At 50.3% G+C, this 23,604-nt stretch carries 20 protein-coding genes; 6 read left to right on the forward strand and 14 right to left on the reverse strand.

What is annotated here, in order from left to right:
• The first annotated feature begins 63 nt into the window (after nucleotides 1–63).
• On the forward strand, nucleotides 64–1,173 hold the full coding sequence (locus AC0THY_RS19710) for a DUF362 domain-containing protein (RefSeq protein WP_489992288.1): 1,110 nt from the start codon (nucleotides 64–66) through the stop codon (nucleotides 1,171–1,173).
• 77 nt (nucleotides 1,174–1,250) lie between these two features.
• Here the strand turns inward: AC0THY_RS19710 and epsC are convergent, their stop codons facing one another.
• A complete protein-coding gene (gene epsC / locus AC0THY_RS19715; RefSeq protein ID WP_489992289.1) occupies nucleotides 1,251–2,204 on the reverse strand; it encodes a serine O-acetyltransferase EpsC in 954 nt (317 codons plus the stop codon).
• A 200-nt stretch (nucleotides 2,205–2,404) separates the two neighbouring features.
• Here epsC and AC0THY_RS19720 point away from each other — a divergent pair, with 200 nt between their 5' ends.
• Complete coding sequence (locus AC0THY_RS19720; RefSeq protein WP_489992290.1) at nucleotides 2,405–3,550, forward strand: glycerol dehydrogenase; 1,146 nt, start codon at nucleotides 2,405–2,407, stop codon at nucleotides 3,548–3,550.
• A 90-nt stretch (nucleotides 3,551–3,640) separates the two neighbouring features.
• On the opposite strand, the gene AC0THY_RS19725 is transcribed toward AC0THY_RS19720, so the two are convergent.
• The 9 genes from AC0THY_RS19725 to AC0THY_RS19765 all read right to left on the reverse strand — a co-directional run bounded on the left by AC0THY_RS19725 (nucleotide 3,641) and on the right by AC0THY_RS19765 (nucleotide 12,306).
• On the reverse strand, nucleotides 3,641–4,495 hold the full coding sequence (locus tag AC0THY_RS19725; RefSeq protein ID WP_489992291.1) for an HAAS signaling domain-containing protein: 855 nt from the start codon (nucleotides 4,493–4,495) through the stop codon (nucleotides 3,641–3,643).
• Nucleotides 4,492–4,815 carry a PadR family transcriptional regulator gene (locus AC0THY_RS19730; protein ID WP_489992292.1) on the reverse strand — a complete coding sequence of 108 codons (324 nt, stop codon included), beginning with the start codon at nucleotides 4,813–4,815 and terminating at the stop codon, nucleotides 4,492–4,494. Before AC0THY_RS19730 ends, AC0THY_RS19725 begins: the two co-directional genes overlap by 4 nt.
• Nucleotides 4,816–5,015: 200 nt before the next feature.
• Entirely contained in the window at nucleotides 5,016–6,533 is a 1,518-nt protein-coding gene (locus AC0THY_RS19735) for an FGGY-family carbohydrate kinase (protein ID WP_489992293.1), read from the reverse strand.
• Nucleotides 6,534–6,674: 141 nt separating this feature from the next.
• Nucleotides 6,675–7,733, reverse strand: coding sequence for a M23 family metallopeptidase (locus AC0THY_RS19740; RefSeq protein WP_489992294.1), 1,059 nt, complete (start codon nucleotides 7,731–7,733; stop codon nucleotides 6,675–6,677).
• A 76-nt stretch (nucleotides 7,734–7,809) separates the two neighbouring features.
• Complete coding sequence (locus tag AC0THY_RS19745; RefSeq protein WP_489992295.1) at nucleotides 7,810–8,697, reverse strand: YibE/F family protein; 888 nt, start codon at nucleotides 8,695–8,697, stop codon at nucleotides 7,810–7,812.
• Between the two features lie 132 nt (nucleotides 8,698–8,829).
• The gene (asrC, locus tag AC0THY_RS19750) at nucleotides 8,830–9,795 is read right to left on the reverse strand and encodes a sulfite reductase subunit C (RefSeq protein WP_489992296.1); all 966 of its coding nucleotides are present in this window, start codon (nucleotides 9,793–9,795) and stop codon (nucleotides 8,830–8,832) included.
• Nucleotides 9,796–9,807: 12 nt separating this feature from the next.
• Nucleotides 9,808–10,596, reverse strand: coding sequence for an anaerobic sulfite reductase subunit AsrB (gene asrB / locus AC0THY_RS19755; protein ID WP_489992297.1), 789 nt, complete (start codon nucleotides 10,594–10,596; stop codon nucleotides 9,808–9,810).
• Nucleotides 10,596–11,600 carry an anaerobic sulfite reductase subunit AsrA gene (asrA, locus tag AC0THY_RS19760; RefSeq protein ID WP_489992298.1) on the reverse strand — a complete coding sequence of 335 codons (1,005 nt, stop codon included), beginning with the start codon at nucleotides 11,598–11,600 and terminating at the stop codon, nucleotides 10,596–10,598. The genes asrB and asrA overlap by 1 nt, the downstream gene beginning before the upstream one ends.
• A gap of 16 nt (nucleotides 11,601–11,616) precedes the next feature.
• Entirely contained in the window at nucleotides 11,617–12,306 is a 690-nt protein-coding gene (locus tag AC0THY_RS19765; RefSeq protein ID WP_489992299.1) for a Crp/Fnr family transcriptional regulator, read from the reverse strand.
• 261 nt (nucleotides 12,307–12,567) lie between these two features.
• On the opposite strand from AC0THY_RS19765, the gene rbr reads away from it, so the two are divergent.
• Nucleotides 12,568–13,167, forward strand: a complete 600-nt coding sequence (gene rbr / locus AC0THY_RS19770; protein ID WP_489992300.1) for a rubrerythrin — start codon at nucleotides 12,568–12,570, stop codon at nucleotides 13,165–13,167.
• Between the two features lie 86 nt (nucleotides 13,168–13,253).
• Here rbr and AC0THY_RS19775 read toward each other — a convergent pair whose 3' ends face one another.
• The 4 genes from AC0THY_RS19775 to ftsH all read right to left on the reverse strand — a co-directional run bounded on the left by AC0THY_RS19775 (nucleotide 13,254) and on the right by ftsH (nucleotide 19,386).
• A complete protein-coding gene (locus tag AC0THY_RS19775; protein WP_489992301.1) occupies nucleotides 13,254–14,201 on the reverse strand; it encodes an ROK family glucokinase in 948 nt (315 codons plus the stop codon).
• 12 nt (nucleotides 14,202–14,213) lie between these two features.
• Nucleotides 14,214–15,143: an HPr(Ser) kinase/phosphatase gene (gene hprK, locus AC0THY_RS19780; protein ID WP_489992302.1), complete on the reverse strand. Its 930-nt coding sequence runs from the start codon at nucleotides 15,141–15,143 to the stop codon at nucleotides 14,214–14,216.
• A gap of 107 nt (nucleotides 15,144–15,250) precedes the next feature.
• The gene (gene uvrC, locus AC0THY_RS19785; protein ID WP_489992303.1) at nucleotides 15,251–17,107 is read right to left on the reverse strand and encodes an excinuclease ABC subunit UvrC; all 1,857 of its coding nucleotides are present in this window, start codon (nucleotides 17,105–17,107) and stop codon (nucleotides 15,251–15,253) included.
• 263 nt (nucleotides 17,108–17,370) lie between these two features.
• On the reverse strand, nucleotides 17,371–19,386 hold the full coding sequence (ftsH, locus tag AC0THY_RS19790; RefSeq protein WP_489992304.1) for an ATP-dependent zinc metalloprotease FtsH: 2,016 nt from the start codon (nucleotides 19,384–19,386) through the stop codon (nucleotides 17,371–17,373).
• 211 nt (nucleotides 19,387–19,597) lie between these two features.
• On the opposite strand from ftsH, the gene AC0THY_RS19795 reads away from it, so the two are divergent.
• The 3 genes from AC0THY_RS19795 to AC0THY_RS19805 all read left to right on the forward strand — a co-directional run bounded on the left by AC0THY_RS19795 (nucleotide 19,598) and on the right by AC0THY_RS19805 (nucleotide 23,596).
• Entirely contained in the window at nucleotides 19,598–21,076 is a 1,479-nt protein-coding gene (locus tag AC0THY_RS19795; protein WP_489992305.1) for a DUF1846 domain-containing protein, read from the forward strand.
• 192 nt (nucleotides 21,077–21,268) lie between these two features.
• On the forward strand, nucleotides 21,269–22,873 hold the full coding sequence (gene pyrG, locus AC0THY_RS19800; protein WP_489992306.1) for a CTP synthase: 1,605 nt from the start codon (nucleotides 21,269–21,271) through the stop codon (nucleotides 22,871–22,873).
• A 117-nt stretch (nucleotides 22,874–22,990) separates the two neighbouring features.
• Nucleotides 22,991–23,596, forward strand: a complete 606-nt coding sequence (locus AC0THY_RS19805) for a carbohydrate-binding family 9-like protein (protein WP_489992307.1) — start codon at nucleotides 22,991–22,993, stop codon at nucleotides 23,594–23,596.
• The last annotated feature ends 8 nt before the right edge of the window (nucleotides 23,597–23,604 follow it).

Below are 23,604 nucleotides of genomic sequence, written 5' to 3' on the forward strand. Positions count from 1 at the left end.
AGCGTAACTGTGCTGTTCCTTTCCAGTTACATAAAATATTCTATATATAAGGAGAACATGATCATGGAAAAATCAAAAGTTTATTTCACTAGCATGCGTACCAAAATAAATGACAATCTCCTCCAGAAGCTGGAACGCCTCATCAAAACAGCCGGCATCGGAAATATTGATTTTGAGAGAAAATATGCTGCCATCAAAATTCATTTCGGCGAACCCGGCAACCTGGCCTATCTGCGCCCAAATTATGCAAAAGTGGTGGCAGATGCAATAAAGGAGCTGGGAGGAAAGCCTTTTTTGACTGACTGCAACACCCTCTACGTGGGCGGCCGTAAGAATGCCCTGGATCACCTGGAGAGTGCTTATGTAAACGGCTTCTCCCCCTATTCCACCGGATGTCATGTCCTGATTGCAGACGGACTGAAGGGTACGGACGAAGCTTTGATTCCTGTGGAGGGCGGGGAGTATGTAAAGGAGGCCAAAATCGGCCGCGCTGTTATGGATGCGGATGTCTTTATCTCCCTGAGCCACTTTAAAGGCCATGAAGCCACCGGATTTGGAGGCACTCTCAAGAATATCGGAATGGGGTGCGGTTCCAGGGCCGGAAAGATGGAAATGCACAGCGCCGGAAAGCCCTCAGTGGACCAGGAACTCTGCATTGGCTGCGGTATGTGTTCCAAAATTTGCGCCCACAACGCCGCTGTGGTGGCAGACCGCAAGGCCGCCATCCATCATGACCGCTGTGTGGGATGCGGCCGCTGTATAGGAGTCTGTCCCAGGGATGCGGTTCTGCCTGCATCGGATGAGTCCAACGATATCCTGAACAGGAAGATTGCCGAATACACAAAAGCTGTAATTGACGGACGCCCCAACTTCCACATCAGCCTGGTAATCGATGTCTCCCCCTACTGTGACTGCCATGCGGAAAACGACGCAGCAATAGTGCCGGATGTAGGGATGTTTGCCTCTTTCGATCCGGTTGCCCTGGACGTGGCATGTGCGGACGCGGTGAACCGCCAGCCCATCATTCAGAACAGCCTCCTAGGCGAGAGTGACCACCAGGGACACGATCACTTCGGGGCTGTCTCACCGGAGACAAACTGGATGACAGCCATAGACCATGCAGTAAAATTGGGTCTGGGTTCAAAGGAATATGAGCTTGTTGAAGTAAAATAGTCAGAAACGACCGGGTCATTTTCGGAAATGACCCGGTCGTTCCTGACATTTTTGATATATCTGTATTTATGCTTCTCTCAATCCACTTCCTTGCGGTTGAAAAACCCTTCCTGACCCAGCTCCGATGTCCTGGAACGGTCTTTAAACTGAAGCTCAGGATTTTTAATGCTGACTCTTGTATTTGCTGGAACCGAGGAGGTGACAAACGCGTTACTTCCAATCACCGCTCCCCTTCCGATCACAGTCTCCCCGCCCAGGATGGACGCGCCCGAATAAACGGTGACATTGTCCTCAATGGTAGGATGCCTCTTCGCTCCCTTAAGTGACTGCCCGCCCCTGGTAGAGAGGGCCCCCAGGGTAACTCCCTGGTAGAGCTTTACATTGTCTCCGATCACCGTGGTCTCCCCAATGACCACTCCGGTTCCATGGTCAATAAAAAAATACCGACCAATAGTCGCCCCGGGGTGGATATCGATTCCCGTCAGTCCGTGGGCATGTTCCGTCATCATGCGGGGAATCAACGGCACTCCCAGCGCATGGAGCGCATGGGCAATCCGATTGACTGTGATTGCATACACCCCCGGATAGGAAAAAATCACCTCATCCGTGTTGAACGCCGCAGGGTCTCCGTCGTAGGCCGCCTGGACGTCTGTTGCCAGTACTTCACGGATGGCCGGCAGCTTCCTCAAAAATTGGTACACCAGGCATTCTGCCTGCGCATACGCCTCGTCCCTGTCCTCTGTGTGATACTGTGGGTCATGCTGCAGCGCCTTTATCACCTGCTTTGTGAGATTGTACTGGACATTCTCCAGCACCTCCCCCACGTGATATTCAATAGAACTACTCTTTAAATTTCTCATTTCAAAATAACCAGGATAAATCAGATAGCGAAGCATCTCCAGAATATCCATAATCACATCCCGGTTCAGGCGGTTGGTGGAGTCAATATTGCAGACCGCAGGGTACTTTTCATAACTCCCTAACAAGCCCTCAACCATTTCATTTATCTTCTGTTGTGCAGTCTTGGCCATGATACAGCTCCTTTTCTTATTCTCGGTACCTTTTATTGTTGGGTTCATTATATCTTATTCCCCTCTGCTTTTACAAGTGAATCTTTATCCGCTTGTGAAATCCTCTGTTTTGCCGTATAATGGTCATGACACAACGGCCGCTCTTTTCACCCAAGTGAAGGGAGCAGCCCAAAATCTGCGCAAATGAAAGGAGCATACTTATGGCAAATATTTTAATCAGCCCAGGCAAATATGTGCAGGGAGCTGGAGAGATGAAACAGCTCGGAACTTATGCAGAAAAATACGGCAAAAAAGCCCTGATCCTGATCAGTGCTTCCGGCTACCGGAGAATAGGAGCCCTCATAGAAAACAGCTTTCAGAATACCGACTGCACTTTTTTCTTTGACTATTTCAATGGAGAATGCAGCAAGAACGAGATCAGCCGACTGACTGGAATCATGAAGGAGAATGGCTGTGATATGGTCATCGGAGTGGGAGGCGGAAAGATCCTGGATACTGCAAAAGCAACGGCCTACTATCAAAAGGCGCCGGTACTGATCTGCCCCACCATTGCCTCCACTGATGCGCCCTGCAGCGCCCTCTCCGTGATCTATACGGATGACGGCGTGTTTGAGGAGTACCTATTCCTTCCCGCCAACCCAAACATGGTACTCATGGACACGGAGATCATCGCCAAATCCCCCGCCCGCCTGACCATCTCCGGAATGGGGGATGCACTGGCTACCTATTTTGAGGCAAGAGCCGTAAAGGCTAAAGGCGCCGGTACCTGTGCAGGAGGCAAGGTGACCCTGGCTGCCATGGCCTTGGCAAAGCTCTGTTTTGACACCCTGATGGCTGAGGGAAGAAAGGCAAAGATCGCCCTGGAGGCAGGTGTTTGTACCCCTGCTGTGGAGAAAATCATTGAGGCCAATACACTTTTAAGCGGAATCGGATTTGAGAGCGGCGGTCTGGCCGGCGCACACGCAATCCACAATGGTTTCACCGTGCTGGAGGAATGCCATGAAATGTACCACGGGGAAAAGGTGGCATTCGGCACCCTCACCCAGCTTATTCTGGAGGATGTGCCTGAGGAAGAGCTGGAGAAAATCATTGAGTTCTGCGTTGACTTAGGCCTGCCGGTAACGTTAAAGGAACTGGGGATCGAGAAAGTGTCTGAGGAGAAGATCATGAAGGTTGCAACGGCCGCCTGCGCTAAGACCGATACACTGCACAACATGCCCTTTGAGGTGACACCCCAGTCAGTCTATGCAGCAATTATGGCAGCGGATGCCTATGGCAAAGAATACGTGTTCGACGACGACGATGACTTTGACTTTGATGATGATTTCGATGACGAGGATGACTGATTCAGCCTCTCGTGCTTACAGGTAAATGAAATCCCCCGCTTTCTGCCACTGGCAATAAAGCGGGGGTTGTCTATTTTGTACGAAACATTCCTATCCGATAAACTCTACCTGAATTCTTCCATTTGTGGTCCAGGCCTTCAGATGCTTCAGCCGGCCCTGCACAGGGGCACACTGTGCCAGATTATTGGAGCCATTGACCGTACGGCTCTCTATGGTGTAGTCATTGGCGTTTCCGATCACGGATCCCATGATGCTGCCGTTGCAGGTCTGCATGGTGATGTCGTCACTGATCAGGTTTCTTCCCACTACTGTTCCATTTTGGGTCTGCAATTTCAAAGCCCCTGCCCGGATATTCTCAGCCCGGATCTTTCCGTTGCTGCTGACAAACTCACCTTTGCCCAACTGGCTTAAGTTGGAGACCGCGATTGCCGCATTTGAGGTCTTTAACTGCAGAGAACCCGCAAAGCTCTTGGGAATCTCCAGTATGATCACACTGAAATCAATAAACAGGTTCAGCCAGTTCAGATGCAGAAATCCTTTCATCTTATGCTGGAAGGAAAAGATGCCGTTCTCCTCCTTAAAGCTTACCTGATCACAGCCCTCCCTGGGCTTAAACAGCACGCGGATGGGTCCATCCTCCACAGTACGGACGCGGATGCGTACATTTGCCGCCTCTACCTTGACGGTGTGGACCATATCGGATGCCTCGTACCCTTCCTCCTGTGATTTTGCCTCATAGACAATGAGTCCGCCGTACTCTTCCCGCATTTTTCTGGCCGCTTCCTCGGGAGAACCGAATCCCTTTAAGATCTCCTCCTCTGTATAGCCCTGCTCCAGGCCGTCATAAAGCAGCTCCTCATAATATTCCTCTACCTGCTCTAGCTCCTCCCTTCCCATGTCTGAGAGAAGTGCTTTTAATCTCCTCAAAAATTCATCTCGGTTCATTCTGCATCCTCCTTGCTATTCTCCTGAATAAAGGCATATATCTTCTCTATCTCTTCCCACTCATTTAAAAACGACCGGATTTTCTCATCGCCCACCTCTGTAATCTCATAATATTTACGGGTGCGTCCGTTGTGTTCCTGCTTATAGGTGACAACACTGCCGGACTGTTCCAGCCGTTTCAGGATGGGATACAGCGTGGACTCAGATATCTCTATGCACTTTGAAACCTCTCCCATGATCATGTATCCGTAGGAAGGCCCTCTTTTTAAAACAGCCAGCACACAGATATCCAGCAGCCCTTTTTTTCTTTGAGTATCCATATGGCTACCCCCTTTCTTTTCTGCTGTACCTTACTTGTTCCCAATCCATGCGCAATACTATGCAATGCATGTTATCTATAATATAGTATGTTATGCATAGTATGTCAAGACTTTTTTTGAGAGCTCGCATTTTCTAAACGTCAATCGTAACTATTTAATACCTTCACAGTTACATGCACAGACCTGTTGAATAGTTCCCATTAATCATTCTTAAATGCCTTCCACGCTTTGCTCAAGCTTTCAATCACCTTCCGGTAAGCCTTATACTTCTCCTCATAGATCTCTCTGTACTCAGGTCTTGGATATACCGTATTCGTCACCTTCACGGTCCTGCTCACTGCATCCGTATAGTCTTTATAAATGCCGGCGGCGATCCCTGCCGCCATGGCAGCCCCCTGGGCTCCCAGTTCCTTGTCCCCTATGGTGTCCACAGGAATCTGTAGCGCGTCCGCAAATATCTGTACCCATACCCTGGAGTTGGACGCTCCGCCGGAAAGCCGGATGCTGGCCGGCTTTTCCCGGTTACGCAGCAGCTTTTTCACGTGCGTCAGGTGGGAAAATACAATGCCCTCATACACAGCCCGAAGCATATGCTTTTTATTGTGGTAAGCGGTAAGCCCGATAAAGGTTCCCTTGGCCAGAGCATCCTCGTTGGACCCGTTCAGGAAGGGCAGGAAAATCACATTGTTATCCTGAGGTTCAATGGAGGCCACCCACTCATTTGTGAGATCATACACAGAGCCTCCCGATGCCTTAGCTTCGGCCCGCTCATAGCTCATCAGATTTCGGATAAACCACTCCATATTTCCAGCGGAGGTGGGACTGCTCTCCTCAATCAAATAGTATCCTGGAATGCAGAACATGGAATTTAAGTCAACGGTTCCATTTAGCACTGGTGCTTTTGAGATAAACTCATTGATGCTCCAGGTGCCGGCCACCATACACATCTGTTCCTCGTCGCAGAGCCCTGAGGCAATTCCACAGGCATCCACATCGAACATTCCTGCTGCAACAGGCGTGCCCTCAGGCAGGAGTGTCTTCTCAGATGCCTCCTTTGTCACATATCCGCAGACATCCGCGGCATAGCGCAGAGGCGGCAGCTTCTCGAAAATATCCTCCAGCCCGAAAAGTGCCAAATGCTCCCGGTCATACTGCTTTGTATGCAAATTGACCAGATTCGCCCCCGTAAAGTCCGTGTACTCTGCAAAGGCTTCCCCGGTAAGCATAAAACGAATGTAATCCTTTACGGAAAAAATATACTGAGTCCGCTCCAGCACCTCGGGACACCGGTCCTTCATCCATGCCAGAATGCTCACAGGCTGGCAGGCTAAAATCTGCTGGCAGGACTTCTCAAACACCTTTTTGTTTGTCCCGTCCCCATACCACTTCTCCACATACTCCCAGGCCCTGGCATCTGTGGAGATGATACCATTGTAGCTTGGCTTCCCATCATATCCCACCATGTAAAGTCCCTTACCGTGTCCGGAGAAAGAGACCCCTGCAATCTCTTTTGGATCAATCCCGCTCTTGGCAATTGCCCCGCGCACAGCTTTTGCATTGACCTCCCACAGCTCATTCATGTCTCTTTCCGTGTATCCCGGCTTTGGCGTGATGGTGACTGTAGGCTCGCTGGCCACTGCCATCTGCCTCCCATCCTCATCAAACACGGCTGCCTTTGAGAATGTACCTCCATTGTCTATTCCCACTAAGTACCTCATGAACCTGACCTCCTATGTTCCTTAAATTTAATATCTTCATTTTAAAGGAAAACCCGCACAAAGTAAACAGGCTCCTTTGCGTTCCGGAAATCTTCCGTTACCCAAAAAAGCCTGGTATGTCTGCGCAGCAGTTGTTTGGTTTTAATCTTCTGTGCTTTCCCTCATAGCATAGACGCGGGAATAATCCTTTGTCTCCTGGTTTTTGACTGTCTCACTGCGGTTCTGGGACAGAAAGCGGGTCAGCTCATAACAGTCCACCCAGATCTCACTGTTTCCCTCCTTCTGGGATTCATCAAAAATAAGCTGAAGCCCCCAGTGCAGATGAGGGGTATCTATGTTGTTCACATTCTCCTTTGCGCTGTACCCGGTATGCCCCAGATATCCGATGACATCCCCGGCCTGCACCCTGCTCCCCTCTTTTAAAGACTTGTGATAGGGAAAGTTTTGTCTCAGATGAGCATAGTAGTAATATCTCTTGTTGTCAAAGCTGCGGATTCCCAGCCTCCAACCTCCGTACTGGTTCCATCCCATAGCCTCCACATATCCGGATTCCACTGCAATAATAGGCGTCCCTGTCTGTCCCATCATATCGTGTCCCAGATGTTCCCGCTTATACCCATAGGTGCGTGCAACCCCAAAGTCATCGTAATCATAGTATTCATATCCCTTGGCAACAGGTGAGAATGCCTTTAAGCCATACCGTTTTTCCCACACCAGTTCCTCTGCTCCTTCTTCCTTTGGAACCTGTATCTCATATTCCCCAACCATACCTCCCAGCACTGCTGTGTAGGCTTCCAGGTAATAGCTGTAATATTTCCGGTCTGCCGCAATCTCCTGGATTGTCGTCTCCTCAGCCACAAGCTTCCCGGCCAGCTCATCCATCTGGGAGGCCTTATAGCCGGAAAAGTCACCCCCGTTTGCAGAGGCCAGGCAAGCCAGAAGTTCAATCCAGTTCAGGGAAACCTCCTGGTCATGGGTCTTGACATCCCACTGACAGGCCTGGTCCAATACTTCGTGGGGTACCTTAAAGTCCACCCATTTGATGAACTCTTTTTCCGTCTGCTCCTGCGTCTCCGTGCCTGATGACGCAAAAGCCATTGTCCTGCTGGTCTTGCGGCAGGTATGAACATAATTAATACAAAGCAGGCAGAGCATTAGAGTCTCTGCCAGAATGCACAAAAAAAATGCTTTTACTCTCAACTCACACATTCCCACTTTTCTATTCTATGCATTTTATTTTTTTAACCGCAGAAATATGCCTGTGCCTGCTTATGTTTTACTTTTTGTGAGTTCCTGCAAAGCTCCCCATAAAAGCGGCAAACGGAACCGTCAGTATTAGAGCCATGCTGTATAATACTGCATCCACAATATCTAAGGCTTGATAGGCTACAGTCACTTCCCGTCCAATCTCATGCAGTCCATAAAGCCCGAAAAGCACCGCTCCCCCACCCAAGCACCCGGTCAGCAGCATCACTCCAATAATACTCATGTTTACTCTGGCCGCAGCAATTCCCGCATATGCGGTTTCTCCTCTGTTCAGATGAGGCTGCCATTTCAGTGAACGCCTGACTGCTTTCATAATGGAATCCGCTGTCTCCACCAGAGCCCCACAGGCCCCCAGCATAGCTCCTGCAAAAAACGCCTCTGAAACAGGTACATGCGCCTGTCCCAGGTCCCGTCCCGCTGCTGCCAGAAGTGAGGCAACTCCCAACCCCAGTGCTATTCCTGCCACAGCCAGAAAGTAATCCTTTCCAATCCCCATTCTACACGCCAACAGCACTGCTGCAAGGGCGAGACTTCCCAGTCCGCCTGTCAAAATCAGCGGCCCGCCTGTCAAATACATAGGCACCAGTATCTTCCAGATAAAGACAGCTGCCGGAATCATAGCCAGCAGCATTCTCCACCGGCTCCATCCCGCAATACACATCAGAATCACAAGTCCCGCAATCCCCAATGTCAGCTCCCTGTTTAAATACTGTATCAGTTGGGAGTCATGGGCAATGCCCTCCAGCACACTTGTGCTGCTCACACCTGCGTTTTTCCATACTCCCGGGACAGCCAAAAGTACTCCTGTCAAAATTACGCATACAGCTGTCTCCCTGTTAAACGAAAGGCGACGTCCTGCGGCCCGGTACACTTTAGAAACATCCTGTACTTGAAGCATTACTCTCACCTCCTGCCTCTGTTTACAAAAAGCATAGCTGATTTCTGTAAAATCTATCCCCTCTACATTGTAAAATAAATGTAAAAATGCCGGGAGCTGGCTGTTGATACGAAGCCGCCCTCCGGCATTTTTTTATCGGTAATGTATTCCACTCCAATACACGTTTTCTTTTACCATTGTCTCCGGAAGGAGTTCTACCCCTTCTAAAGCCCATTTTTTAAACTCCTGAAAACCCACACGGTCAATGATATACCCCACGTGCTCTTTTCCGCCGGGTGCCTCTCTGTCAATATACTTATCCACAAAGCGATAGGTGTTCATAATGACTTTGACGATGGTGTCCTCGTCCACCCATACCAAAAAATCTTCCCCCAGCCTGGGATTTCGCTTTCCCGTTCTGCCCATAATCGTCAGCCGGTAATATTTGCGCTGACTTCTGGTAAACGCCCTTGTGGGACATTTTGTCACACAGACACCGCAGCCCACACACTTTTCTTCGTTTCTGCGTATTTTGAAATTCTCCATCTGCAGGGCATCCACAGACAGCTTGTCACACCCTTTTATACAGGCCTTGCAGCCCACACAGCGGGAGGGATCGTACTGAGGCATGGTCATACCGATTATGCCAAAGTCATGCATCCTGGCCTTAATGCAGTCATTTGCACAGCCTGTGAGGGCGATCTTAAAATGAAGGTCATTTGGAAAAATCGCCTTCTCAATACGCTTGGCAAAGGCAGCTGTATTGTAGTTGCCAAAGGGGCAGACCCGGTTACCGATACAGGCACTGACATTTCTGGTTCCGGATGCGGGATAGCCTGTTCCCGGCATCTCCTGGTTGATTTCCAGTTCTTCAATCACAGGCTGCAGTTTCCGGTTCACCTTCTGCATCTCCTCCATGGAGATTCCCTCTATCTCAAATCCCTGTCTCGTGGTCAGATGCACACTGCCGTTGCCGTACTGCTCTGCAATCTCAGCCACCTGTCTCAAGACAGATGCACTGCATTTTCCTCCCGGAACGCGCACCCTCGAGGCAGTGATTCCCCGCTCTTTGGAAACCCGAAAAGCGTTCTTTTTTAACTTTTTCGTATTTATATCCATCTCGCATTCCTCCTAATCAAACAGCTCTTTTCCCTTTGTAAAGGGAAAAACGGGGCCGTCCAGGCAGATATAGGTGTCATTCATACGACAGTGTCCGCATTTCCCCAGTCCACAGCACATGCGCCTCTCCTGGGAAATCCAGATCTGCGCCTCCGTCAGGCCCAGTTTTATAAGCTCGGCCGCCGCAAACTTCATCATAACAGGCGGGCCCACCACAATGGCAGCCGCATTTTTCATGTCCTTAAACTTCAGATCCGGTATGTATTTTGTGACAAGTCCTACCTGATATCCCGGCTGGTCCGATGTATCCACGGTCAGGCAAAAGCGCATCTGTGTCTCCCATCGGGCAATGTCCTCTCTGAACAGAATGTCAGCGGGAGACCGGAATCCGGCGATCACCTGCAGAGATTTTACCTCCTCAGGATGGTTTCCAAAATGATCAATCACCCCCCGCACCGGCGACACACCAGTTCCGCCGGCCACGACCACGAGCTCCTTCCCCCGGTAGTCCTCCAGTTCAAACCCATTTCCGTAGGGTCCTCTCATGAACAGACTCTTTTCGGCCTGGCTTTCAAAAATCTCATTGGTCACCCGGCCCACCCGGCGTATGGTCAAATCCACGTAGTCTTCCCCAATTCCGCTGACAGAGATGGGTGCCTCTCCAAATTTGGGAATGGAGACTTCAAAAAACTGACCGGGTTTCACCTCATTGGCATAGCTCATGCGGAACGTGTACTCCACCTCCGTATGCTTGATCACACTCTGTATCTTAGACAGAAAAGGCAAATATTCGTTTGTCATCAGGCATCCTCCCTTCCAATTTTGGAAAGCTTACTCAGGCAGGCAGTGTAAGATATGTATTCCGGGCAAATCTGTTCACAGCGGCCGCATCCAACGCACATCTGTGCTCCAAACCGCTTTTTATAGTCCTGAATCTTGTGCAGGACCTTAAAGCGCAGACGCTCCCCCTGACTCTTCCGGAAGTTCAGCCCCCCTGCCATATCCGTATATCCGTCCACCTGACAGGATGCCCATACCCTTCTTCTCTCACCCGCATTTTCATTGTCCTGGTAAAAGATGTCCTGCATGGTAAAACAGGTACAGGTGGGACAGACAAAGTTGCAGCGGCCACACCCAATGCAGCGGCTTCCGTAAGTCTTCCAGATTTCATTTCCTGCGATATCTGCAGGCAATTCCAAGGGAATCTCCACCTTAATATCATTTTCCTCTGCCCAGCGCACATCTTCCGACGCTTCCTCTGCGCACAAGCCTTCCGCGCACTTAGCAAGCTCTGTGTCCGTAATGTCCAGGTAAAGCGTTTCCTGGTTCCTATGAGCATAGGCATGACTCCCCTCGCATCTGTTGGTTCCCATGCTCACACAGAAACAGGAATCAAAAGATTTCTCACAACCCATGAGCACAAATTTTGCATTTTCTCTGATCCGCTTATAATAGAAATCCTCCGCCCCATTTTTCAGATAAATCTCATCCAGACGCTCCAATGCATTTAGCTCGCAGCTCCTTAAAAAAATCAGCCTCTTCCTGGGCTCCTCCGGAATGCTGGTGCTGTTCTCCGTAAAATACATGATGGTCTCGGATATTGGCAAAAGAGCTTCCTTAAAGCTATAATCTGACTTTTTATCCCATACAATCTCCTCAAAGGAGTCCACTGTGCCGTAGCGCACTACATCCGTATCGGAAAAGCATCCCGTTCCCTCAAAAAGCCTGGGCGCATAGACATCATACTCCTGTCTCAGGCGCTTGAAGAGACGTTTTGCCTCTTCCTGGTTCCATCGTCTTCCCATATACACTCTCCTATCTTCACATTTTGTAAAACTGTGCCAATGCGTCCGGGTCCGGGAGTATAAACCTCCTGTCCCGGTAGATCAGCAGTCCTTTTTCCGCCAGTGTTTTACACGCCCTGGAGATCGTTTCCCTGGGGACCCCTATCAAATCCGCTAAAAGAGTCATGGTCATATCCAGCTCAATGCAGATGCCATCCTCCCCTGCAGCTCCAAAGTCGCGTCCCAGTTTCCACAGCTTTGCGGCGATCTTGCGCTCTGTGTGCATGTTTCCGGTCGTGTTCTTCAGCTGGTGGGACAGTCTCCAGATATACCGCTCATACTCCTGCAGCACTGCCTGCGTAAGTGTCAGATTCTGTTCCGCCAGGCGGGTAAAATCTACCCTGGGGACCAGAAGAACTTCTGCCCGCCCCGCTGCTTCGCAGAACACAGAGGAGGGCCTTGGACTCACCATATTGTGATCCAAAAGGTGCCCTCCTCCCAGGACAAAGATTACCTTGCGGTTCCCATGTTTCGTCAGATTATAGATCATTACCTGGCCTTCCAGCAGAATGTGGATGACCCGGCTCACCTCTCCGGCCCGGTAGACCATCTCTCTTTTCTGATACTCACAGCACCGTCCCATGTTCAGAAGAGTCTGAATCACATTCGGCGGAAGGGATTGAAAAAAACTCCTCCTCTGCAGCTCCTCAATTGCCCAATATTTCATAGATTCCTCCTATTCCTAAACACAGACAGTCCTTTCACTCTCAGTATAGACAAAGATTTTGCTCCTGTCTGTGATCATTGTCACACCTGAATCATGTTCTTACGGTATGTGCAGTAAATGCGCACACCTGCCTGAACTTTTACATGATACCATCATATCACACTGGGCCTGTCCCAGCCATGTAAGTCCAGTAAAATTTTCTGTATATTTCCATTTGTAGAGGGTATACTTTTGATGAGATTTAGAAAGGAAGGATTGCTTATGTCAGTTGATTTTAAAACAAGTATCACCAAAGACAATCTGATGCGCGCCTTTGCAGGCGAGAGCCAGGCCCGCAACCGATATACGATGGCCGCATCACAGGCGAAAAAGGAGGGGCTGCCGGTGATTGAGGCAGTGTTCACCTTCACCGCAGACCAAGAGAAAGAACACGCCCAGATTTTCTACGAGCACCTCTCAGAGCTTGCTGGGGAAACCATCACAGTGGACGGGGGATATCCTGTGGACATCTCACAGAGCGTGGCCCAGCTTTTGCGCTATGCGCAGCACAATGAGTACGAGGAGCACAATGATGTTTACAAGTCCTTTGGAGAAAAGGCTCTGGAGGAAGGTTTCCCCAAAGTTGCGGCCTCATTTAATATGATCGCCAAGATTGAAAAGACCCACGGGGACCGGTTCGGAAAATTCGCTGACCTGCTGGAACAGAACAAGCTGTTTGTGGCAGATGTGGAGACTGCCTGGATGTGCCTGGAATGCGGAAATATCTATCACGGCAAAGAAGCGCCTGAGAAATGTCCCGTATGCCACCACGACAGAGGATATTATATCCGCCTCACGATGGCGCCCTTTGAGGGGGAGTAATACTTTACTATAATTCAGAAAAAGGTTTTGCATACTGAATTGAAAAAGGCACGGATTGCTCCGTGCCTTTTGAAATACAGCATTCTCTATGCCTGTTCTTCCGGCAGCACCATCCTGGCCGCCCCGTAGATACCTGCATCATTTCCCAGTATAGCCAGCGCAAACTCCGCATCCTCACATGCACTGAACGCATACTTTTTATAATACTTACCGATATAGTCAAACAGAATGGGACCTGCCTTGGAGACTCCGCCTCCGATTACAAACACCTCGGGGTCCACCACGCCGGCGATCACCGACAGGGCAGTGCCCAGATACTTTCCGAACTGCTCTGCCACCTCAATGGCCAGCTCGTCCCCATCCTTCACCGCGTCAAACACAGCCTTTGCAGACACTTCCCCGCTGCGGAGGGCCGAGGGTTTGTCAGATGCCGCCAGATGCCTTTTTGCCAGATAGACAATCCCTGTGGCGGATGCCACCTGCTCCAGGCATCCCCAGTTTCCGCAGTTGCATTCCCTTTCCACCTCATCCGTTACATGCACATGGCCGATCTCTCCACCCGCCCCGTGGCTTCCTGTGACAATCCTGCCGTTGACGATGATTCCTCCGCCCACGCCGGTTCCCAGAGTAACCATGACCACATTTTTGTGACCGGCGCCGCCGCCCTTCCACATTTCGCCCAGCGCTGCCACGTTTGCATCATTTCCCGCCATGGCTCTCAGTCCAGTGAGCTTTTGAATCTCCTCAACCAGCTTCACATGTCCCCAGTGCAGATTCACCGCGCAGTTCACCTCACCGGCTTCATTGACTGGACCTGGAACACCGATTCCCACTCCGGCTATTTCCTCTCTGTCCAGTCCCCTATCCTGTATCTTTTCCTCAATGGTCTTAGCCACATCCGGTATAATCTGAACGCCATTGTTTTCAACTTTTGTCTTGATTTCCCACTTTTCCAGCACATTTCCTTTTACGTCAAACAGACCGCACTTTACGCTTGTACCGCCAATATCGATTCCAAAACAATACTTTTTCATAACATTCTCCTATCAATCTCTCTTTTTAGCCAGGGAGTTCTGCACACGGTTGTACAGTTCCTGTGCTGCGTTGTATCCCATCTTTTTCTGTCTGTGGTTGACTGCTGCCGATTCCACGATTACCGCCAGGTTTCTTCCGGGACGGATAGGAAGGGAATGGCACACCACCTTGTTGCCCAGAAATTCCGTGTATTCCTCCTCCAGGCCCAGTCTGTCGTACTCCTTGTCCTTATCCCACTCCTCCAGCTTGATTACCAAATCAATGGACTGCGTATTCTTCACACTCTCCACACCGAACAGAGTCTTAACATCAATGATTCCGATTCCCCTCAGCTCTATAAAATGTCTGGTAATATCCGGAGCGGACCCGATCAGGGTCACATCGCTGACCCGGCGGATCTCCACCACATCATCTGAGACCAAACGGTGCCCTCGCTTAATTAACTCCAGAGCAGCCTCGCTCTTACCAATCCCGCTCTCGCCCATAATCAGCACACCTTCCCCGTAAACATCCACCAGAACGCCGTGGATAGAAATGCAGGGTGCCAGCTCCACATTGAGCCAGCGAATAATCTCCGCCATAAAGGCGGATGTGGTCTGATGAGTCGTCAGGATGGGGACCTGGTACTTTTGGGCCAGCTCCAGCATATCCGCATCTGGTGCGGTCTTTGTGGTATAGACTACGCAGGGAATTTTGCTGGACATAAAATGCTCGTACACAGGCAGCTTTTTCTCCCTGGGCAGATGCTCCAGATAGGTATATTCCACATACCCGATGATCTGTACCCTGTCTGAGTCGAAATGATCAAAATATCCGGCCAGCTGAAGTGCCGGACGGTTAATGTCAGGAAGGAAGATCTTCACCTGGGACATATCGATATCCGGAGTCTCATTTTTCAACTTCAGCGCTTCTACCAGCTTTGACAATGTAACACTGCTCATATGCGTTTCTCCTTATCCGTTTCTAAAATCTATTGTAACTGTTCGGTACCTTCACAGTTACATTTATTTTTTATTTTATCACATTTTCTATTCCACATCCAGCTTATTCAGTGAAAGAACTCATATACTTTTTGCGCACTCCTCTCATTCATTGAGGGGGCGGAAGCAAGTTCCTCCACCTTGGCGTCCCGGATTGCCTCCAGAGACTTGAAGGTGCGCATCAGCGCCTTCCTCCTGGCCGGGCCGATTCCTTCAATGTCGTCCAGGATGGAATGCACCTGCTCTTTGCTTCTCAGGGATCTGTGATACTCTATGGCAAACCGGTGTGCCTCATCCTGGATTCGGGTAATCAGGCGAAAGCCCTCTGAGGATTTTTCAATGGGAATCTCTCGATTTTGAAAATACAGCCCTCTGGTCCTGTGGTTGTCATCCTTCACCATTCCGCAGACAGGAATATCCAGCCCCAGCTTGTCAAGTACCGCCAAGGCCACATTTACCTGCCCCTTCCCGCCATCCATCATTATCAGGTCCGGGAACACGCTGAAGCTGCCAAACTGCTGTCCCATTGATTTATCCTGAAGCTCCCTCTGCTCCTCCAGTCCGTGGGAGAACCGCCTGGTGAGCACTTCATCCATACTGGCATAGTCGTCCGGCCCCTTTACGGACTTGATCTTAAACTTGCGGTAATCGCTCTTTTTGGGTTTTCCCCTCTCATACACGATCATGGAACCCACGGATTCAAAGCCGCTGATATTGGAGATATCGTAAGCCTCCACGCGGGTTACTCCTTCCAGCCCCAACAGCTCTGCAATCTCCCGCATTGCGCCTATGGTACGGCCCTCCTCCCGCTTGATCCGGTCCTTGTCCTGTCTCAGAACGATCTCCGCATTGCGTGCCGCCAATTCCACAAGCTTTTCCTTGGTCCCTTTTTTGGGCACCCGGATGTGTACCCGCTGTCCACGCTTCTTGGTCAGCCACTCCTCAATGATTTCCGCATCCTCTATCTCCTCCGGCAGCATTACCTCTTTGGGTATAAACGGGGTCCCTGCATAGAACTGCTTGAGAAAGCTGGAGAGAATCACACTCTTGGTATCGTGGGGCGCCACACGCAGGAAAAAGTGATCTCTCCCGATCATCCTCCCACCGCGTATAAAGAACATCTGCACCACCGCATCATTTTCTTCCGTCATAAGGGCAACCACATCCTTGTCCTCACCGCCGCTATCCGTGATCTTTTGCTTCTGGGCAATCTGCTGTACGTTCTTTAAAAGCTCACGCTGCTCAATGGCTGCCTCAAAATCCATCCGCTCCGCAGCCTCATTCATCCGTTCCTCCAGCAGCTTTCGTATGGGCTCGCAATTCCCGTTCAAAAAACTCATGGCCTCCTCCACAGCCTTCCGGTAATCCTCCCTGCTGATATATCCCTGGCATGGGGCATCGCACTGCTTGATGTGGTAGTTCAGGCAGGGCCTCTCATTGCCGATGTCCCTGGGAAGCCTCCTGCTGCAGGTCCTTAACTTATACACCTTACATATCAGCTCTATGGTGTTCTTTACCGCGCCAGCACTGGTGTATGGCCCGTAATATTTATTCTTATCCTTTTTCATGGATCTTGAAAAGAGGACTCTGGGGTAGTCCTCCGACACCGTCACCTTGATAAACGGATACGTCTTGTCGTCCTTGAGCATGGTGTTGTACTTTGGCCTGTGCTCCTTGATCAGGTTGCACTCCAGCACCAGCGCCTCCAGCTCTGAGTCCGTCACAATATACTCAAACCGGGCAATCCTGGACACCATCTGCTCAATCTTGGGTCCCTTATTTCTGCTGCTCTGAAAATACTGCCTCACCCGGTTTTTCAGGCTGATGGCTTTTCCCACATAGATAATCGTATCCCAGGCGTCATGCATAATATATACCCCCGGTTTTGCCGGAAGCTTTTTCAACTCTTCCTGTATGTCAAACAAATGGTTCACCTCTTTACATCATTTCATTGTATCAAGTATACCACAAACCCGGTCCCAAATGCTACTGTTTCACATTTGCACGCTCAGCATCCGCACACAGTCCATTAACATACTATTCAGAACTCTCTATCCCCTAAAAAAAGAATCCCGCCCGGAGGGCTTTTTATATCATAGGGAATTCCGAAGGACTTTCCTATGATATAAATGTTACAAGCGCCGCCTGGCAGCCTTGATCTCAGCTGCAGACGGCGCTTGTTCAAACTCTATGTTTCTGAAAACGACACTTCAGGTTCCGGTTCTCTTCCTGTCTTAAGAGGTGCATCCTGTACCTCCGATTGTGTTTCCGCCCGTGAGGAATCTCCTGCCGTTTCCTCTGGTGATGTCTCCAGCCGTGCCTGTGGTTCTTCCACTTTGCGGAAGATCTCCATAAATTCTTTGCCTGTTATCGTCTCTTTTTCAATCAGGAACGCAGCGATTTCATCCAATGCTTTGCGGTGCTCGCTGAGCAGCCGTTTTGCCTCCTCATAGGATTCCCTCAGCACATCCTTTACCTCTGCGTCCACCTCCGCTGCGGTCACATCACTGCAGTTGAGTATGGTGCGGTTGTCAAGATACTGGTTGGCCGCTACTTCAAGCCCCATGAGGCCAAACTTCTTGGACATTCCGAACTGGGTAATCATTGCCCTGGCAAGCTTTGTGGCCTGCTCAATATCATTGGACGCCCCCGTGGTGACAGAGTTGAAAACCAACTCCTCCGCCGCACGTCCGGCCACATATTCTACCAGGCGCGCTCGTATCTCTGCCTCTGTATTGAGGTATTTCTCCTCCTCCGGCACATTCATCACATACCCTAAAGCACCCATGGTACGCGGCACAATGGTGATCTTCTGCACAGGTTCAGAGTCCTTCTGAAGCGCGCTTACCAGTGCATGCCCCACTTCATGATAGGAAACGATTCTGCGCTCTTCCTTGCTCAGAATCTTGTTCTTTTTCTCCTTACCTACCAGCACCACCTCCACAGATTCAAACAGATCCTCCTGTGATACCACATTTCTACCCTTTTTCACGGCCAGGATTGCAGCCTCATTGATCATATTTGCCAAATCAGATCCCACCGCGCCTGATGTTGCCAGGGCAATGGCGTCCAGATCTACCGTCTCATCCAGCTTGACGTTCTTGGAATGTACTTTAAGGATATCCACACGTCCCTTCAGGTCCGGCTTATCTACAATGACTCTACGGTCGAACCTGCCCGGCCGAAGCAATGCGGGGTCCAGCACCTCAGGACGGTTGGTGGCTGCCAATATGAGCAGTCCTGAGGAGGTGTCAAATCCGTCCATCTCCGCCAGCAGCTGGTTCAATGTCTGCTCCCGCTCATCGTTGCCGCCTCCATACCGGCTGTCACGGCTCTTTCCGATCGCATCAATCTCATCAATAAAGATAATGCAGGGGGCATTTTTCTTGGCTTCCTCGAAAAGTTCCCTCACTCTGGAAGCACCCACGCCCACAAACATCTCCACAAAGTCTGAACCTGAGAGAGAGTAAAAGGGTGCATGTGCCTCACCTGCCACAGCCTTAGCCAAAAGTGTCTTTCCGGTTCCCGGAGGTCCTACTAAAAGGGCGCCTTTGGGAAGCTTTGCACCGATCTTGGAGTATTTGCCCGGATTTTCCAGAAAGTCTACCACCTCCTGCAGGGACTCTTTCGCCTCGTCCTGGCCAGCCACATCCTTAAAGGTAACGCCTGTCTCCTTTTGAGCGAACACCTTTGCCTTATTCTTACCCACGCCCATTACGCCGCCGCCCTTGGACATCCTTCTCATAAAAAACCAGAGAACGCCCCAAACCAGCAACAGAGGGATGATGGTGCCTAAAATATTGAAGAGAACTGCTCCCGTCACATCCGGAATCTCATACTCGCACTCCACCCCTGCATCCAAAAGCTTCTGGGTCAGCTGCTCATCGTCCATCCGCCCTGTGTAGTAGCTCACCTCAATCCCCGGGATGGGCTGGTTCTTGGGCACGATAACAATCTTATTGGATTCCACGGTAACCTTGGACACAGCGCCCTCGTCTACCATGCTTATGAACTCATTATATGTGATCTGCGTCTCAGTGGAATTCCTCAGCATACTGTTAAAGAGGTTGATCACCACCAGCGCCAGCAGGGATACGATCAGAAAAATCACAATATTCTGGCCGTTTCTCGGCGTCTTGCCGTTGTTATTCGGGTTGTTTGGTCCCCCCTGGGGGCCGCCTCCCGGCATCTGTTTATTGTCCATTCTATTCCTCCTAGTATTCATTCCTATCCATTATAAGGATAGTTTAGTGAGAAATCAATACGGAGTTTGTGAAAATTCCTCCACAAATCTAAATCTTTTCTAAAAAACCGTCGAAAACTGCTGGCGCAAAGGTTCCTGTATGTAGTATACTGTCTGTGGCGTCAAATTATTTGGCCCATTTGAAAAACATATTCCGGAGGATGATACACGAATGAAAATCGGATTTGACAATGAAAAATACCTGAATATGCAGTCCCAGCATATCCGGGAACGCATCAATCAGTTCGGCAATAAGCTGTATCTGGAGTTTGGCGGCAAGCTCTTTGATGACTACCACGCTTCCAGAGTGCTCCCCGGCTTTGCCCCTGACAGCAAGCTTAGAATGCTCATGCAGCTGTCGGACCAGGCTGAGATTGTCATCGTCATCAGCGCCGGTGACATTGAGAAAAACAAAGTGCGCGGTGATCTGGGCATCACCTACGATACCGATGTGCTGCGGCTGATCGACTCCTTTGAGGAGAAGGGCCTGTATGTGGGAAGTGTGGTCATCACCCAGTACACAGGCCAGAGCAGCGCAGATCTCTTTAAATCCAGGCTTGAGAAGCTGGGCTGCAGAGTCTACACGCACTATGCCATCGAGGGTTATCCCTCCAACATCCCACTGATCGTAAGCGACAACGGATACGGCAAAAATGAATACATTGAAACAAAGCGGCCCCTGGTGGTTGTCACAGCTCCTGGCCCCGGCAGCGGAAAGATGGCTACCTGCCTCTCCCAGCTCTACCATGAGCATAAACGGGGAATCCCGGCGGGTTACGCGAAGTTTGAGACCTTCCCTGTCTGGAACATCCCACTGAAGCATCCGGTAAATCTGGCCTACGAGGCAGCTACGGCAGACCTGAATGATGTAAACATGATCGACCCGTTTCATCTGGAAGCCTACGGCAAAACCGCAGTCAATTACAATCGGGATGTAGAGATTTTTCCTGTACTCAGTGCTATCTTTGAGCGCATTTTCGGGGAAAGCCCCTACAAGTCCCCCACGGACATGGGGGTCAATATGGCCGGAAACTGCATCATTGACGATGAAATCTGCAAAGAGGCTTCCCGCCAGGAGATTGTTCGCCGCTACTATCAGGCGCTGAATGATCTCGCCGAGGGCACAAAGACGGAGGAGGAGGCCTTTAAGATTGAGCTGATTATGAAACAGGCCAAGGTGGCGGTCAATGACCGGCGCGTGGTTCCAGCGGCCCTGAAGCGTGCCCAGCTTACAGGCGGCCCCGCTGCTGCTCTGGAACTGCCGGACGGCAGGATTATCACCGGAAAGACTTCTGACCTGCTTGGGCCTTCCGCAGCGCTGCTGCTCAATGCCTTAAAGACGCTGGCTTGTCTGGATGATGAACTGCACGTGATCTCTCCCGCTGCCATTGAACCCATACAGCGTCTCAAGACCTTGTATCTGGGAAGCAGAAATCCCAGGCTGCACACCGATGAGGTGCTGATCGCGCTCTCCATCAGCGCGGCCACCGACCCGGCTGCTGATCTGGCAATGCGGCAGCTGCCCAAGCTCCAGGGCTGCCAGGCACACACTTCTGTGATGCTTTCCGCTGTGGATATCAAACAGTTTAAGCGTCTGGGAATTCAGATGACCACAGAGCCCGCCTACGAGCATAAACCCATCTATCACTGAAGCATTTTAAATTAATTGAATAGCAATACCGGATAAAAGGCTATCCAGGGAAGATTCTTCCCGGGGTAGCCTTTTACACTTTTTCAGCCCCTTAACCATTGACTGTAATCATTGAAACACACCTGAAAAATCTCGCATTCAGGTGCATAATCCATTCACGATTGTGAACAGTAAGCATAGGAGGAAAATATTATGCCAGTTAAATACGTATTTGTAACAGGAGGAGTCGTATCAGGTCTCGGGAAGGGCATCACCGCCGCATCTTTGGGCCGGCTTTTGAAAGCCCGCGGTTACAGAGTGACCATGCAGAAATTCGATCCATACATCAACATTGATCCCGGTACCATGAATCCCATACAGCACGGCGAGGTGTTTGTCACAGACGACGGCGCGGAAACGGATCTGGATCTGGGACACTATGAACGCTTTATTGATGAAAGCCTGGACAGAAATTCCAATGTGACCACAGGCAAAATCTACTGGTCCGTACTGCAAAAAGAGCGCCGGGGTGACTTCGGCGGCGGAACGGTGCAGGTAATTCCTCATATAACAAACGAAATCAAAAGTCGGTTTTACCGCAACTACTCCGCTCAGGATATGAGGATCGCAATCATTGAGGTGGGAGGCACGGTGGGGGATATTGAAAGCCAGCCCTTTCTGGAGGCCATACGTCAGTTCCAGCACGATGTGGGCAGGGAAAACGCCATATTAATCCATGTAACCCTTATCCCCTATCTGCGCGCATCCGGGGAGATGAAGACCAAGCCCACCCAGGCCAGCGTAAAAGAGCTGCAGAGTATGGGAATTCGCCCGGATATCATTGTATGCCGCTCGGAGCTCCCTCTGGATCAGGGTATCAAGGACAAGATCGCCCTGTTCTGTAATGTCCCCAGCAGCCACGTGCTTCAAAATCTGGATGTGGAATATCTGTATGAGGCCCCTCTTGCAATGGAAAAAGAGAATCTGGCCCAGGTGTCCTGTGAATGTCTGGAACTACATTGCCCCGCCCCCGATCTGGAAGACTGGAAGGCCATGGTGGAGGCCCTGCGCCATCCCAAACGGGAAGTCCACATTGCTCTGGTGGGTAAATACATCCAGCTGCATGACGCCTATATCAGCGTGGTGGAGGCTTTAAAGCATGGGGGAATAGCCAGCCGCGCTACCGTTAATATCAAGTGGGTGGATTCCGAGTTACTGAACCGTGATAACGCAGATGAGGTATTGGGAAAGATGGACGGTATTTTGGTTCCCGGCGGGTTCGGAGACCGAGGTGTGGAGGGTAAAATTGCAGCCATAGAGTATGCCCGCACCCACAGAGTTCCCTTCCTGGGTCTCTGTCTGGGAATGCAGCTGTCTATCGTTGAATTTGCCAGAAATGTGGCCGGTTGCCGGGATGCCCACAGCATTGAGCTGAACCCCAACACCCCGCATCCCGTCATCGCCCTGATGCCGGATCAGAACGGCGTGGAGGATATCGGGGGGACCCTGCGCCTTGGTTCCTATCCCTGTGTTCTCGCCAAAGACACAAAAGCGTACGCTCTCTATAAAGCGGAAACCATCCATGAACGCCACAGACACCGCTATGAGGTAAACAATGACTACCGGCGCCTCTTGACTGAAAACGGCCTAACTCTCTCTGGCCTCTCCCCGGATGGGCGGATAGTGGAAATGATTGAGCTGAAGGAGCATCCATTCTTTATGGGCACCCAGGGACATCCGGAGCTTAAATCCCGTCCGAACCGTCCCCACCCGCTCTTTAGAGGTTTCGTGGAGGCAGCGCTGTCTGGGCAAAAGTAAGCTTTGTCTTTTTATACTCTTTTTTTGAATTATCTGTGCAAGAAGTCAGAGAACCTTTGCATTTTTACCTTAAATAGAGTACACTTAAGCTATCAAAATGTAATAGGAGGGAAACATATGGAATATCCTATAAAAGTCATAGAGGACTGTTCTGAAATTAAGCTCTGCCCCTTATTTCAGGTGGACAAATACAACTGGGGAGGAGATTACCGTCCTGAGACTTTTGGAGCTCTGGGTTTTATCCCCCACACCGGATTTTATCTAAAAATGACCTGTATGGAACAGGAACCGGTGCGTGTTTATACCCAGCCCAATGACCCGGTCTATTTTGACAGCGCCATGGAAGCATTCTTTCAATTTTATCCGGACGAAATGCCGGAGACCTACTTAAACTTTGAAGCCAATGCCAACGGTGCACTACATGCCAAATATGGAAATGGCCGATGGGTCCGAAATGTCTTTCCTCCTGACCTCCATAAAGCCTGTAGATGTAAAGGCACTGTACACGATGGTTTTTGGACCATGGAACTGACAGTGCCGTTCTCTCTGATTGAGTTTGTGTACGGGCACAGTGATTTTGTTTCTGGTGACCGCCTGACCTGCAACTTTTACAAGATCAAGGAGAGTGAGGGGCTGACGCATTTTGGCAGCTATACGGCGATAGAAAATGAGGAACCCAATTTTCATCTGCCGCAATTTTTTGCAGATGCAATCATTGAATGAAAAGGAGA

Source organism: Ruminococcus sp. 8Y-12, assembly GCF_058119865.1.